The organism is Curtobacterium sp. SGAir0471 (assembly GCF_005490985.1).
GTDB lineage: Bacteria > Actinomycetota > Actinomycetes > Actinomycetales > Microbacteriaceae > Curtobacterium.
Window position 1 is genome coordinate 2,491,529 of sequence record NZ_CP027869.1, and the last position, 11,742, is coordinate 2,503,270.

General features: G+C 72.6%; 14 protein-coding genes. 5 read left to right on the plus strand and 9 right to left on the minus strand.

Annotated features, from left to right (window positions below; genetic code table 11):
• Positions 1–111 precede the first annotated feature (111 nt).
• Together C1N91_RS16740 and C1N91_RS16745 are read right to left on the minus strand one after the other, a co-directional pair.
• Positions 112–2,061: a hypothetical protein gene (locus C1N91_RS16740; protein WP_175416001.1), complete on the minus strand. Its 1,950-nt coding sequence runs from the start codon at positions 2,059–2,061 to the stop codon at positions 112–114.
• Positions 2,062–2,153: 92 nt separating this feature from the next.
• Positions 2,154–3,572, minus strand: a complete 1,419-nt coding sequence (locus C1N91_RS16745; RefSeq protein WP_175416002.1) for a hypothetical protein — start codon at positions 3,570–3,572, stop codon at positions 2,154–2,156.
• A gap of 111 nt (positions 3,573–3,683) precedes the next feature.
• Between C1N91_RS16745 and C1N91_RS11545 the strand changes: the two genes are divergently transcribed.
• Complete coding sequence (locus C1N91_RS11545; RefSeq protein ID WP_126892230.1) at positions 3,684–4,115, plus strand: GNAT family N-acetyltransferase; 432 nt, start codon at positions 3,684–3,686, stop codon at positions 4,113–4,115.
• A gap of 32 nt (positions 4,116–4,147) precedes the next feature.
• Here the strand turns inward: C1N91_RS11545 and C1N91_RS11550 are convergent, their stop codons facing one another.
• From C1N91_RS11550 to C1N91_RS11560, 3 genes are read right to left on the minus strand one after another with little or no spacing between them, the layout of a single operon-like run.
• Positions 4,148–4,675 carry an Lrp/AsnC family transcriptional regulator gene (locus tag C1N91_RS11550; RefSeq protein ID WP_137767816.1) on the minus strand — a complete coding sequence of 176 codons (528 nt, stop codon included), beginning with the start codon at positions 4,673–4,675 and terminating at the stop codon, positions 4,148–4,150.
• Positions 4,676–4,733: 58 nt separating this feature from the next.
• Complete coding sequence (locus C1N91_RS11555; RefSeq protein WP_137767817.1) at positions 4,734–5,249, minus strand: hypothetical protein; 516 nt, start codon at positions 5,247–5,249, stop codon at positions 4,734–4,736.
• 31 nt (positions 5,250–5,280) lie between these two features.
• Positions 5,281–5,670: a DUF5997 family protein gene (locus C1N91_RS11560; protein ID WP_058729189.1), complete on the minus strand. Its 390-nt coding sequence runs from the start codon at positions 5,668–5,670 to the stop codon at positions 5,281–5,283.
• A gap of 33 nt (positions 5,671–5,703) precedes the next feature.
• Between C1N91_RS11560 and C1N91_RS11565 the strand changes: the two genes are divergently transcribed.
• On the plus strand, positions 5,704–6,504 hold the full coding sequence (locus C1N91_RS11565) for a LysR family transcriptional regulator substrate-binding protein (RefSeq protein WP_137767818.1): 801 nt from the start codon (positions 5,704–5,706) through the stop codon (positions 6,502–6,504).
• Entirely contained in the window at positions 6,501–6,971 is a 471-nt protein-coding gene (locus tag C1N91_RS11570; RefSeq protein WP_137767819.1) for a GNAT family N-acetyltransferase, read from the plus strand. The genes C1N91_RS11565 and C1N91_RS11570 overlap by 4 nt, the downstream gene beginning before the upstream one ends.
• Before the next feature lie 13 nt (positions 6,972–6,984).
• Here C1N91_RS11570 and C1N91_RS11575 read toward each other — a convergent pair whose 3' ends face one another.
• Positions 6,985–7,599 carry a DNA-3-methyladenine glycosylase I gene (locus C1N91_RS11575; RefSeq protein ID WP_137767820.1) on the minus strand — a complete coding sequence of 205 codons (615 nt, stop codon included), beginning with the start codon at positions 7,597–7,599 and terminating at the stop codon, positions 6,985–6,987.
• Positions 7,600–7,633: 34 nt separating this feature from the next.
• Positions 7,634–8,041, minus strand: coding sequence for a VOC family protein (locus C1N91_RS11580; protein WP_368074222.1), 408 nt, complete (start codon positions 8,039–8,041; stop codon positions 7,634–7,636).
• Between the two features lie 104 nt (positions 8,042–8,145).
• Between C1N91_RS11580 and C1N91_RS11585 the strand changes: the two genes are divergently transcribed.
• Positions 8,146–8,676: a DUF3800 domain-containing protein gene (locus C1N91_RS11585; protein WP_137767822.1), complete on the plus strand. Its 531-nt coding sequence runs from the start codon at positions 8,146–8,148 to the stop codon at positions 8,674–8,676.
• A gap of 319 nt (positions 8,677–8,995) precedes the next feature.
• Here C1N91_RS11585 and C1N91_RS11590 read toward each other — a convergent pair whose 3' ends face one another.
• Positions 8,996–9,322, minus strand: a complete 327-nt coding sequence (locus C1N91_RS11590; RefSeq protein WP_175416003.1) for a hypothetical protein — start codon at positions 9,320–9,322, stop codon at positions 8,996–8,998.
• Between the two features lie 24 nt (positions 9,323–9,346).
• The gene (locus C1N91_RS11595; RefSeq protein WP_137767823.1) at positions 9,347–11,017 is read right to left on the minus strand and encodes a sodium:solute symporter family protein; all 1,671 of its coding nucleotides are present in this window, start codon (positions 11,015–11,017) and stop codon (positions 9,347–9,349) included.
• A gap of 137 nt (positions 11,018–11,154) precedes the next feature.
• Here C1N91_RS11595 and aroQ point away from each other — a divergent pair, with 137 nt between their 5' ends.
• The gene (gene aroQ / locus C1N91_RS11600) at positions 11,155–11,634 is read left to right on the plus strand and encodes a type II 3-dehydroquinate dehydratase (RefSeq protein ID WP_137767824.1); all 480 of its coding nucleotides are present in this window, start codon (positions 11,155–11,157) and stop codon (positions 11,632–11,634) included.
• The last annotated feature ends 108 nt before the right edge of the window (positions 11,635–11,742 follow it).

The following is an 11,742-nucleotide window of genomic DNA, read 5'->3' on the forward strand; positions in this document are numbered from 1 at the left end:
GGTTGGGCACCGAATGCTCCCAGGGAAGCTCCAGTGACTCCAAAGCGGGTCGCCTCGAACGGACACGGGTCGGAGGGGCGTCGCGGACGACGCCCCTCCGACCCCCTGGTGTCAGGCGGTGCGCTTCCGGAGCGCGAGCACCCCGGCTCCCAGGAGCAGGAGCAGGAACGCGATGCCTGCCGGGACCGTCTGCGAGCCGGCTCCGGTGTAGGCGAGCTCGGGCTGCGCTGCCCCCGCAGGAGCGGTCGCCGCAGCCGTCGTCGCCGACGCGGTCGGCCGGGAGGCGCTGGTCGCCACGACCGCGTCGGCCGCGGGGACGTCCGTGGTCGCGACCGGGACGGTGGTCACGCCCGGCTCCGAGGTGCCGGGGGTGGTGCCGCCGGGCACGGTCGTACCCGGGTCAGTACCCGGGTCGGTGCCGGGGTCCGTACCGGGGTTCGTGCCCGGGTCCGTACCGGGGTTCGTGCCGGGGTCCGTACCGGGGTCGGTGCCCGGGTCCGTGCCGGGGTTCGTGCCCGGGTCCGTACCGGGGTCGGTGCCCGGGTCCGTACCGGGGTCGGTGCCCGGCGTCGTGCCCGGGTTCGTGGTGCTGGTGCCGTCGCCGACGATGCCGATGCCGTTCCCGCCGATGGTGATCGGCACGCTGATGACCGGGATCACCTGCGCCCCACCGAGCAGACCGCCGTCACCGGAGGTCGTGCCGCCCGCGCCCGGGGTCGTGCCCGATCCCGTGCCCGTGCCGCTGCCGGGCGTCGTGGTGCTCGTGCCGTCACCGACGATGCCGATGCCGTTGCCACCGACGGTCACCGGGACGGACACGACCGGGGCGACCTGCGTGCCGGAGCCCACACCGTCGTCACCCGACGTCGTGCCACCGGCTGCCGGGGTCGAACCCGATCCCGTGCCCGTGCCGCTGCCCGGGGTCGTGGTGCTCGTGCCGTCACCGACGATGCCGATGCCGTTGCCACCGATGGTCACCGGAACCGACACGACCGGGGCGACCTGCGTCCCGGAGCCCACGCCGTCGTCACCCGATGTCGTACCACCCGCGGCCGGGGTCGAACCCGAACCGCTGCCGGTGCCGGTACCGGTACTCGTGCCGTCACCGAGGACACCGATGCCGTTCCCACCGATCGTGATCGGCAGGTCCACGACCGGCGACACCTGCGTGCCGCCGAGCACCGCGTCGTCACCCGACGTCGTGCCACCCGCAGTCGGGGTCGAACCCGAGCCGGAGCCCGTGGTCGGCGCCGTCCCCGTCGCCGAACCGTCACCGAGCACACCGATGCCGTTCCCGCCGATCGTCACCGGGACCGACACGACCGGGGCGACCTGCGTCCCGGACGCGATGCCGTCCGACCCGGACGTGGTCGGCTCCGCTGCCGGCGCCGCGGGCGCGGGGCTGCTCGTGACCGGGGCCGGCGAGGATGCCGGAGCAGCCGCTGCGTCGCCCGCGACCCCGACGGCGTTGCCGGAGACCGTCACCGGAGCGGTGACGTCACCGACGACCTGCGTCCCCGAGGCGACACCGTCCGAGCCCGACGTCGTCGGAGCCGGGGCCGGCGCAGGAGCCGGAGCCGGAGCCGCCGGAGCCGGAGCCGGAGCCGGGGCGGTCGGAGCCGGAGCCGGGGCGGTCGGAGCCGGAGCCGGGGCGGTCGGAGCCGGAGCCGGGGCGGTCGCCGCCGCGTCGCCCGCGACGCCGACCGCGTTCCCGGTCACCTGGACCGGGGCCGTGACGACGGGCGCCACCTGGGTACCGGACGCGATGCCGTCCGAACCGGACGTCGTCGGAGCCGGAGCAGGTGCCGGTGCCGGTGCGGCGGCCGGGGCAGGAGCCGCGGCGGGCGCCGCGGCCGGGGCGGTGGAGACGGCGTCGCCGAGCACCCCGAGGGCGTTCCCGGCGGCGGACACCGGCGCGCTGATCGCCGGAGCGACCTGGGTGCCGGACAGGAGGCCGTCGTCACCGGAGGTCGTCGCAGCGTTCGCCGCGCACGCCCCTCCGAGTGTCAGGCCGCCGACGAAGAGGGTGAACCAGAGCCCTCTCGAGACGTACTTGTTCATGGTCGTTCGTTCCTCACTGATCGAGATCTGTCGTCCGACCGCGATCGCGGTCGGGTGGTGCGGGCCTGCCGTGCCGGACAGGCGCACCGATCTCAGTCAGGAGCGACGTCGTGGTCGCCGACGACGGACGTGGGGACCACGTCGTCGGCGAGGGTGCCGCGTGACCCCGCGGCGAGGGAGAACAGGACACCGGACGTGCCGTCGACCCCGACGGGCGCGGCGCCGGCGGAGCCGGAGGTGGAACCGCCGGTGGTCCCGGAGGTACCCGGGCCGGACGGGAGGCCCTCGTGGCCGTCACCGTCCGCGGGGACGAGGAGCGCCACGCCGCCGACCGTCGCCGCGGCCGGAGCGCCCGCGGGGGCGGCGGCGACCACGGTCACGGCCCCGGCGCGATCGGTGGTCTGCGCGCCGACGGGTGCTGCGGGGACGGCTGCCGACGAGGATCCCTCCAGGACCAGCGGAGCGGCCGCGGCGGACACGTCCGTCGAGGCCGACGCGGCGGCCGTGGCCGGTGCGCCGGGACCGGACGCGTGCGGCAGGGTGACCACGGGCTGCTCGACCGGACCGCCCACCGGGATCGGTGTGGTCCCGGGGACGGGCAGCGCGCCTCCCGGCAGGAGGGGCGGCAGCGGGACCGGCAGGACCGGCGTGACGGGCAGCGGCAGGACCGGGAGCGCGTCCTCGACGGGCGCGACGACCTGCTCGACCGTGCCCGGCAGCACGCCGACGGTCGTCCCGACGCCGTCGACCACGTCGTCGACGACACCGGTGACCGGGCGGGTGACGGTGCCGAGGGTGTCGTCGCCGAGCAGGTCCCGCGTGACCGGGAGCGCGCCGACCACCGTGTCCACGGTGCCGACGACGCCGGAGACGGGTCGTGCGTCAGTGACCGACTGCACCGTCTCGGTGACGGGCCGGACGACGTCGGTCAGGGTGTCGGTGAGCGGCCGGGAGGCACTGCTCACCGCGCTCGCGGCACCGTTCGTCGTCGACGTGGCCGGGCTCGCGGCGGTGCCGGTCGGGGCCGGTGCCGCCTGCTGCGGAGCCGGCGTCGACGTCCCGGTGTGCTGCGCCGACGGTGCCACCGGGACGACCGGTGCGGCCTGCTGCACGGGCACTGCCACCGGGGCGGGCTGGGTCGGGACCGGGGCCGGCGCAGGTGCTGCGGGCGCAGGTGCCGATGCTGCCGGGACCGGCGCAGCCGCCGCGGGAGCAGGGGCGGCGGCGGCCGGAGCCGCCGGAGCGGCGGCGGGCGGGGCGACGGCACTGCGGACGGGTGCGACGGCGCTGTCGACGACCCCGCCGACGCCCTGCGTGACGCCCTGGACGGTGCCACCGGCGTCCTGGACCAGCCCACCGACCAGCCCGCGCTGCTGCGGGGCACCCTCGGCCGCGGCGGCCGGACGGGCTCCGAGGAGCAGCGAGAGCAGCACGAGCGCAGCGGCGACCCCGACGCCCACCAGGGCGGTCCGGAGCAGCGCGCGCCAGGGGTCGCGCAAGGGCTGGTCCATGCGCTCACCTCCTGATCTCGGCTGCGCACGTAGAGTGGTTGACCGGCACTGTACGCCGATCGATCCCGGACCGGAACCGGTTCTGGAAGGAATTCTCAGGAAAGGCCGCACGTGGTCTCGATCTTCTCCGCCCCGACGCGCAACCTCGACATCGTGACGCTGCACGAGATCCTGCGGCTCCGACAGGACGTGTTCGTCGTCGAGCAGGAGTGCGCCTACCCGGACATCGACGGCCGTGACCTCGAGCCGGGCACGGTGCAGTTCTGGGCCGGTCAGGGGTCGGTGGACGCCACGCTCCGACTCCTCCGCGAGGACGACGGCACCGAGCGCATCGGCCGGGTCGCCACCGCCCGGCACGCCCGGTCGCAGGGGCTCGGGGCACAGCTCATGGAGGCGGCGATCGCCGAGTCGCGCTCGTCGTCGATCGCGATCAACGCGCAGGCGCACCTCGAGCAGTGGTACGGCCGCTTCGGCTTCGTGCGATCCGGCGACGACTTCCTCGAGGACGCCATCCCGCACGTCCCGATGACGCGCACGCGCTAGTCAGGCGCTCCGTCGGCAGGGCTTCGTCCGGGTCAGGCGCGCCAGCGGCGGAGCTCGTCGAACGACCGACCCTGGTGCGCCCGGTCCGCGACGAGCCGCTCGAAGACGATGTTGGTCTGCGTCGTCGCCACCGCCGGGTCCCCGCTCAGCTCGTCGGCGACGAAGTCCCGCAGCTGCTCGGTGGAGGTGCACGCGATGTGCACCAGGAAGTCCTTGTCGCCGGCGAGGAACGAGACGTCCTGCACGACGGGCACCCGGAGCAGGCGCTTCGCGAAGTCGCGGAGCTCGTGCCGGGCGGCGGCGTGGACCCGGACGGACACCATCGCCTCGATCGCGAACCCGAGCCCTGCGACGTCGACGTCGGCGCGGTAGCCGCGGATGACGCCGGCGTCCTCGAGCGCGCGCACCCGTGTCAGGCATGTCGAGGGCGCGATCCCGACCGCGGCGGCCAGCCGGTTGTTCGGGATCCGGGCGTCGGCCGCCAGGGTCCAGAGGATGCGCTCGTCGACCTCGTCGAGGCGCGGCGTGGTGACGGGACGACGGACGGTTCGGTCGGACACGCCCCGAACGTTACCGCCGGACGGCGCCGGGGCTCCATCGTCCCGCGCGTCGGCAGCGCTACATCGCCAGGGTCATCCCGACCACGGCGACCGTCATGGCGAAGACCTCGCCGCTGCGGACCGCACGACGGTCCTCGCGCGCCCACTCGTACCGGAGCAGCCAGCCGCTGAACCCGCAGTAGCCGATCACCCCGGCGCCGAGGACCACGGAGAGCGCGATCCCGTGGCCCGCGTGTCCGTCGGTCAGACCGGTGGCGTGCCCCATCAGCAGCATGCCGGCCATCACGACCGAGGACAGCGCCCGGTGCACGTCCATCGGTTCCGCCCGGCGCCCGTCCGGCCGACGGCGCCGCAGCACGGGCAGCGGCGCCAGGAGCAGCAGCACGGCGGCCGCGAGGAGCGTCCACGACGCCCCGGCCTGCACGACGGGCAGCACCATCGCCACGAGCATCACGGCGGCGGGGACGATCACGCCGGGGCGGGGACGGTAGCGGTCCCCCACGATGCAGCACACCGACGCGAACTGCGGCACGACGAGCATCGCGTCGGCGACGGTCTCGTGCACGGCGGTCATGGCGAGCGGCGTCCGGGGTGGGTCCGGTCGGTCAGTCCTGGGCGCGGGCAGCGGCCTTGTCGGCGCGCTCCTGCTTCACGCGGGCGTTCTCGGCGTGCACCTCGGCCTGGGTCGCGCGCTCGCGCACCAGCCACTCGGGCATCTCCTGCAGCAGCGCCTTGATCTCGGCGGTGGTCAGGGGCTCCTCGACGCCGGCGCGCACGAGGCCGGAGATCGACACGCCGAGCTTCTGCGCGACGACCGGACGCGGGTGCGGCCCCTCGCGACGGAGCTCCTCGAGCCACGCCGGCGGCTGCGTCCGGAGCTCGTCGAAGGCGGTGCGGGTGACCGGTTCCGCGCGGAACGACTCCGGGGCTGCCGCCAGCAGGATGCCGAGCTTCTTCGCGGCCGTCTCGGGCTTCATCGTCTGTTCCTGCGCCATGGGTACCAGGGTACGGCCCCTACACTCGGTTGCATGACCGCGGCCCTCACCATCGCCTTCGTCCCGGGGGTCTCCCCCGCGAAGTGGGTCCGGGTCTGGCGGGAACGCTTCCCGGACGCCGAGCTCGGCCTGCTGCCGATCGGCCGGACCGAGGTCGACCAGGCACTCACCGGCGAGGCGGACATGGCCTTCGCACGGATGCCCGTCGGCGCGCACCTGAACGCCATCCCGCTGTGGACCGAGACCGCCGTCGTCGCGATGCCGAAGGACGGCCCCCTCGCCTCGGCCGACGTCGTGACCGAGGCCGACCTGGCCGACGTGCACGTCGTCGACGCCGGCCCCGTGCCGGACGACGTGTCCGCCGCCCTCGACCTGGTCGAGGCGAACGTCGGCGTCGTGGTGCTCCCGCAGTCCCTCTTCCGCGCGGCCAGCCGCAAGGACCTGGTGGCGAAGCCCCTCGACGGCGCGGCGGGCACCAGGATCGCGCTCGTCTGGCGCGACGCGGACTCCTCGGACACCACCGAGGAGTTCATCGGCGTCGTGCGCGGCCGCACCGCGAACAGCTCGCGGAACGCCGCGGACCGCCCGGGAGGCACGACGAGCGCCGACGACGACGGCTCGCGCGGCGCGCGTGGCGGCTCCGGCGCCGGTCGCGGCTCCGGTGGAGGCGGCCGGTCCGGCGGTGGCTCCGGCGGTGGCAAGGCCACCGCGAAGCAGGCCTCCGGCGGCAAGGCGGGCGGCAAGGGCGCCCGCAAGCCGCGCGGATCCGGACGGCCCGGCACACAGCGACTCGGCAACGGGAAGCCGAAGCGTGGCTCGAAGGGCAACCGGTGACGGAGACGCGGCTCGTCCCGATGCCGGCCACGCGCCTCCCGGCCTGGCTCGACCGGACGATGGCCGACTACGTGGCGTCGCGCATGCGGGCCGGTGAGACCCGCGAGCAGGCGGAGGCGAACAAGCAGAAGTCGCTCGACCAGTGGTTCCCCGACGAGGCACCCCTGCCCGACCACTTCGTCTGGGACCTGGTCGACGACGAGGACATCGTCGTGGGGTTCCTCTGGATCGGACCGTTCTCGCCGGGCGGCACCGAGTGGTGGGTCTTCGACGTCGAGGTCGACGAGCAGCACCGTCGCCGCGGCCACGCCCGACGGGCGCTCGAGGCCGGGCAGCGGGTCGCCCGCGAGCACGGAGCCGCGAGCATCGGCCTCAACGTCTTCGGGTACAACACCGGCGCGCAGGACCTGTACGCGTCGCTCGGCTACCGCGTCACGGCGACCCAGATGCAGCTCCCGCTCGACTGAGCGCGATCGGTCCTCAGGCCCAGACGCCGGAGGTCCCGCGACGGTGGCTGCCGACCAGGTGCGTGTCGACGATGCCGAGTGCCTCCATCAACGCGTGCATCGTCGTCGGCCCGACGAACGCGAACCCGCGCTTCCGGAGTGCCTTCGACAGGGCGATCGACTCGTCGCTCGTCGTCGGGACCTCGGCGATCGTCCGCGGCGCCGGCGTCACCTCCGGCCGGAACGACCACACGAGGTCGGCGAGTCCGCCGTCGGCGCGCAGAGCGATCGTCGCGGTCGCGTTCGTGATCGTCGCACGGATCTTCGCCCGGTTCCGGACGATGCCGGCGTCCGCCATCAGGCGCTCGACGTCGCCGTCACCGAAGGTCGCGACGACGTCGGGGTCGAAGTCGGCGAACGCTGCGCGGAACGCCGGACGCTTCGCGAGGATCGTGCGCCAGGACAGCCCCGACTGGAACGCCTCGAGCGACAGCCGCTCGAAGACCCCGCGCTCGTCGCGGACCGGCATGCCCCACTCGGTGTCGTAGTACTCGCGGAGCATCGGGTCGGTCGCGGCCCACGCCGGTCGCGCGAGTCCGTCGTCCCCCGTCACCAGGCCGTCGGGGGTCGTGGTCGTGTCGGTGCTCACGGCTCCATCCTGGCCGACGGCACCGACAGGGACGTCACTCCTGGTCGTCCCCGTCGGTCATCGCCGACTGGTCCATCCAGACGTACTCCCACCGGTGGCCGTCCGGGTCGGTGAAGCTGCGCTGGTACATGGAGCCGTAGTCGGTCTCCGGACGGTCCTCGTTCCCGCCGGCCATGACGGCAGCGTCCACGATGCGGTGCACCTCGTCCTTCGACGCGGCGCTGAGGGAGTTGATGACCTCGATCGTGCCCGGGTCGGCAATGGTCTTGTCCGTGAACTCTCGGAACTTCGCGTGGGTCAGGAGCATCACGTACACGGTGCTGCTCACCACGATGCACGCGGCGGTCTCGTCGGTGAACTCGGGGTTGACCGAGTACCCGAGCGCCTCGTAGAAGCCGACCGCTCGATCGAGGTCGGTGACCGGCAGGTTGATGAAGACCATCTGTTCCACGGCGGATCCCTTCGTCGAGCACCAACCTGGCGCAGGCGTCCGAGGAGTGCAACCGTTCCGCCCCGCAACGAACTGGTACGTCATACTCTGGTCGCATGGAACGCGCCTACGTCGACGAGTCCGAGCCCGGCGGCGGCCTGGACCACACCAGCTACGTCCTCGCCGCGGTCGTGGTCCCGCACGGCCGGACTCAGACTGCACGCGAAGCGGTCCGGGCGGCGAAGCCGTCCCGCATGCGGAAGCTGCACTGGTACGAGGCACTCCGGACGCAGCGCATCTCCTGGTTGGACCTGCTCGCGGTCGCGGCAGCGGTCCTGATCGTGCGCTACGACCGCGCCCCGGCACGCGCCGAGCGCCGTCGACGGTCGTGCCTGGAACGCCTCGTCTGGGAGCTCGAGGCCCGCGGCGTGCGGCACGTCGTGCTCGAGTCGCGAGGCGCCTCGCGTGACGCCGCCGATCGTTCGATGCTCGATGCACTCCGCCGACGGGGCGTCGGTCGGTCCGTCCGGTACGAGCACGTCCGAGGAACGGACGAGCCCCTGGTCGCCCTCGCGGACCTGGCCTGCGGGGCGTACGTGTCCGGGTTGCACGAGGAGGTCGGCGCACAGGTCGTCGTCGTGCGCTGACGCAACGCGAGGTGCCGCAGAGCGGAGCGCCGTGGAGCTCGCCAGCTGCTCAGTCGTTGAGGCCCGGACAGCGCAAAACCCCGGGCCCGCGCTGGCTGCAGGCGTATCCGGGGCTCACTTCCGGCCGAGCAACACGCGGCCGACATGTCAATGTTAGGAACAGTGACCAGCGTCGTCAAGCGCGCCGCGCCTCCCGTCCGTCCTCTCCCTCCCGTGACGCCCGCCCTGCAAGGTGAGAACGGGCGTCCCCGGTCGAATCGTCCGACCCGGGACACCCGTTCTCACCGGGCGGACGCGCAGGCGCCCGCGCGGCGGGAGATCAGGCCCGCTCGCGCCCTTCGCCCGCGGCGCGCTGGTCGGCCTCGGCCTCGGCCTGGCCGACGATGTCCTCTGCCGGCACCGGGTTCAGCCGGTCCCACAGGAAGAACAGCAGCCCGCCGACGAGCAGCGAGAGCCCGACCCACAGGTTGATGTGGATGCCGCCGGTCTTCTCGGGGTCGGTGTCCCAGTGGACGATGCCGACGATGGTGGTGATCACGCCGTAGAGCACGAACAGGCCACCGAGGATGCGGCGCAGGTCGAGTCGGCGGGTGGAGCGGACGAGGGCCGCCTGCTCCTCGGTGAGCTTCGTGGTGTCCTCACGCATGGGAGTACTCCTTCGGGTCCGGGCCTAGAGGAACGGCAGGTAGAGGGCGACGCACAGCACGAGCGCGACGGTGCCGAGCAGCGCGGGCGAGCGGTACCAGGCGGTGTCGGTCGCGACGGCCCCGGCGGTCATGTCGATCTTGCCGACGCCGTAGACCAGACCGCCGAGCTCCGACACGTCCTTCGGCTTCGTGGCGAGCGAGACGAGCACTCCGACGACGAGCACCGTCACGAAGGAGATGATCGCGCCGTACATCGTCTCGGCGGTCGCCGTCGAGAAGAGCGACGGGTTCACCAGGTAGGCGATCCAGGTGATCGTCGGCGTGACGATGCCGAGCACGTACCCCCAGAGCGCACCCTGCGTGGTCATCCGCTTCCAGAGCAGACCGAGGATGAAGACGCCGAAGAGCGGTGCGTTGAAGAACGAGAACAGCGTCTGCATGTAGGTCATGATGTTGCCGGCCTGCGCGGCGAGGAACGCCGTGCCGATGCCGACCACCACGCCGACGACCGTGACCCAGCGGCCGGTCTTCAGGTAGTGCAGGTCGGGCATGTTCGGCTTGATGTAGCGCTGCCAGATGTCGTACGTGAAGACGGTGTTGAACGACGAGACGTTCGCCGCCATGCCCGCCATGAACGATGCGAGCAGACCCGTGACCGCGATGCCGAGCACACCGGTCGGCAGGTACATCTGGATGAGCTTCGGGATCGCGTCGTTGTAGGTGAGCTCCCCCGAGGCGAACTGGTTGCCGACCACTGCCGCGGCGATGAGGCCCGGGATCACGACGATGAACGGGATGAAGAGCTTCGGGATCGCCGCGATGAGCGGGGTCCGGCGGGCGGCGGACATGTTCTTCGCCGAGAACGCGCGCTGCACCTCGGTGAAGTTCGTCGTCCAGTAGCCGAAGGAGAGCACGAAGCCGAGGCCGAGCACGATGGCGAGCCAGTTCGCCCCGATCGGGTTCGTCACGTCGCCGATGCCGGTGCCGGTCCAGGTCTGCAGGTGCTGCACGCCCTGGGTCTGCTTGATCGCCTCGGTGAGACCGCTCCAGCCGCCGACGCGGTGCAGGCCGACGATCGTCAGCGGCACGAGGCCGGCGATGATCACGAAGAACTGCATGACCTCGTTGTAGATCGCGCTGCTCAGGCCGCCGAGGGTGATGTACGCGAGCACGAACGCGGCGGACACCAGGATGGCGAGCCACTCCGGCCAGCCGAGCATCGCCTCGATGACGATCGCCATCGCGTAGAGGTTGATGCCGGCGATGAGCACGTTCGATACCGCGAACGCGATCGAGTTCACCAGGTGCGGCGCCTTGCCGAAGCGGCGGAGCATGAACTCCGGCACCGAGCGGACCTTGGAGCCGTAGTAGAACGGCATCATCACGAGCCCGAGGAACACCATCGCGGGCACGGCACCGATGAGGTAGTAGTGCAGCGTCGCCATCCCGATCTGCGCGCCGTTCGCGGCCATGCCGAGGATCTCGGTCGCGCCGAGGTTCGCGGACACGAACGCCAGGCCGGTGATCCAGGCCGGCATCGAGCGGCCGGACAGGAAGAAGTCCATGCTCGTCCGCACCTGCTTGCGGGCGGTGAACCCGATGCCGATGACCACCGCGAAGTACACGATGATCATCAAGTAGTCGACCCAGCCCAGTTCGAGCCGGATCCCGTTGGTCGCCGCAGCGAGAACCATGCGATCTCCACATCAATGTGTTGCAGTCGGCAACTGCGCCGACCCGGACGGGAACGTTACACCGCGATGTGACCGTTCACACACCCGGCACACCCGGCACCGCGGCCGCGCCCCCGTCCCTCGGTAGGCTCTCCCCCATGAGCGAGCCGGCCACCGACACCACGACACGCCCGGAGCGGATCCTCGTCCTGAACGGGCCCAACCTCGACATCCTCGGGCGTCGCGACCCGGCCCAGTACGGCACGGTCACGCTCGCAGAGCTCGAGGCGATCGTGCACACCGAGTGCGCCGTGCACGGGCTCGAAGCGGACTTCCGGCAGACCAACCGCGAGGGCGAGCTCGTCGAGTGGCTGCACGAGGCGCTCGACGACTTCGTCGGGGTGGTGATCAACCCCGCCGCGTACGCGCACACCTCGGTCGCGCTCCACGACGCGGTCGAGGCACTGAGCGTCCCGGTCGTCGAGGTGCACCTGTCCAACACGTGGAAGCGCGAGCCGTTCCGGCACGTCGACCACGTGGCGACCGCCGCGACGGCGGTCATCGCCGGCGCGGGCGCCGACGGCTACCGGCTGGCCGTCGCGCACGTCGCGACCCTGGTGGTGGACCCCACCGACTGACGGCCTGGAGGCACGGCGCCCGCCCGCCCCGCGCCTCCCGTCCGGCGCGTCTCCCGTCCCGCTTGCTGCAGCCTTGCGTCGAATCTCGAGCGGGTGACACACGTCACC

Bases quoted from the DNA above. Each gene is read 5' to 3' on its own strand.
- C1N91_RS11565 (WP_137767818.1), top strand. From the start codon at position 5,704: ATGACCGCGGCCCTCACCATCGCCTTCGTCCCGGGGGTCTCCCCCGCG.
- C1N91_RS11560 (WP_058729189.1), bottom strand. From the start codon at position 5,670: ATGGCGCAGGAACAGACGATGAAGCCCGAGACGGCCGCGAAGAAGCTC.
- C1N91_RS11595 (WP_137767823.1), bottom strand. From the start codon at position 11,017: ATGGTTCTCGCTGCGGCGACCAACGGGATCCGGCTCGAACTGGGCTGG.
- C1N91_RS11590 (WP_175416003.1), bottom strand. From the start codon at position 9,322: ATGCGTGAGGACACCACGAAGCTCACCGAGGAGCAGGCGGCCCTCGTC.
- C1N91_RS11585 (WP_137767822.1), top strand. From the start codon at position 8,146: ATGGAACGCGCCTACGTCGACGAGTCCGAGCCCGGCGGCGGCCTGGAC.
- C1N91_RS16745 (WP_175416002.1), bottom strand. From the start codon at position 3,572: ATGGACCAGCCCTTGCGCGACCCCTGGCGCGCGCTGCTCCGGACCGCC.
- C1N91_RS11580 (WP_368074222.1), bottom strand. From the start codon at position 8,041: ATGGTCTTCATCAACCTGCCGGTCACCGACCTCGATCGAGCGGTCGGC.
- C1N91_RS11555 (WP_137767817.1), bottom strand. From the start codon at position 5,249: ATGACCGCCGTGCACGAGACCGTCGCCGACGCGATGCTCGTCGTGCCG.
- aroQ (WP_137767824.1), top strand. From the start codon at position 11,155: ATGAGCGAGCCGGCCACCGACACCACGACACGCCCGGAGCGGATCCTC.
- C1N91_RS16740 (WP_175416001.1), bottom strand. From the start codon at position 2,061: ATGAACAAGTACGTCTCGAGAGGGCTCTGGTTCACCCTCTTCGTCGGC.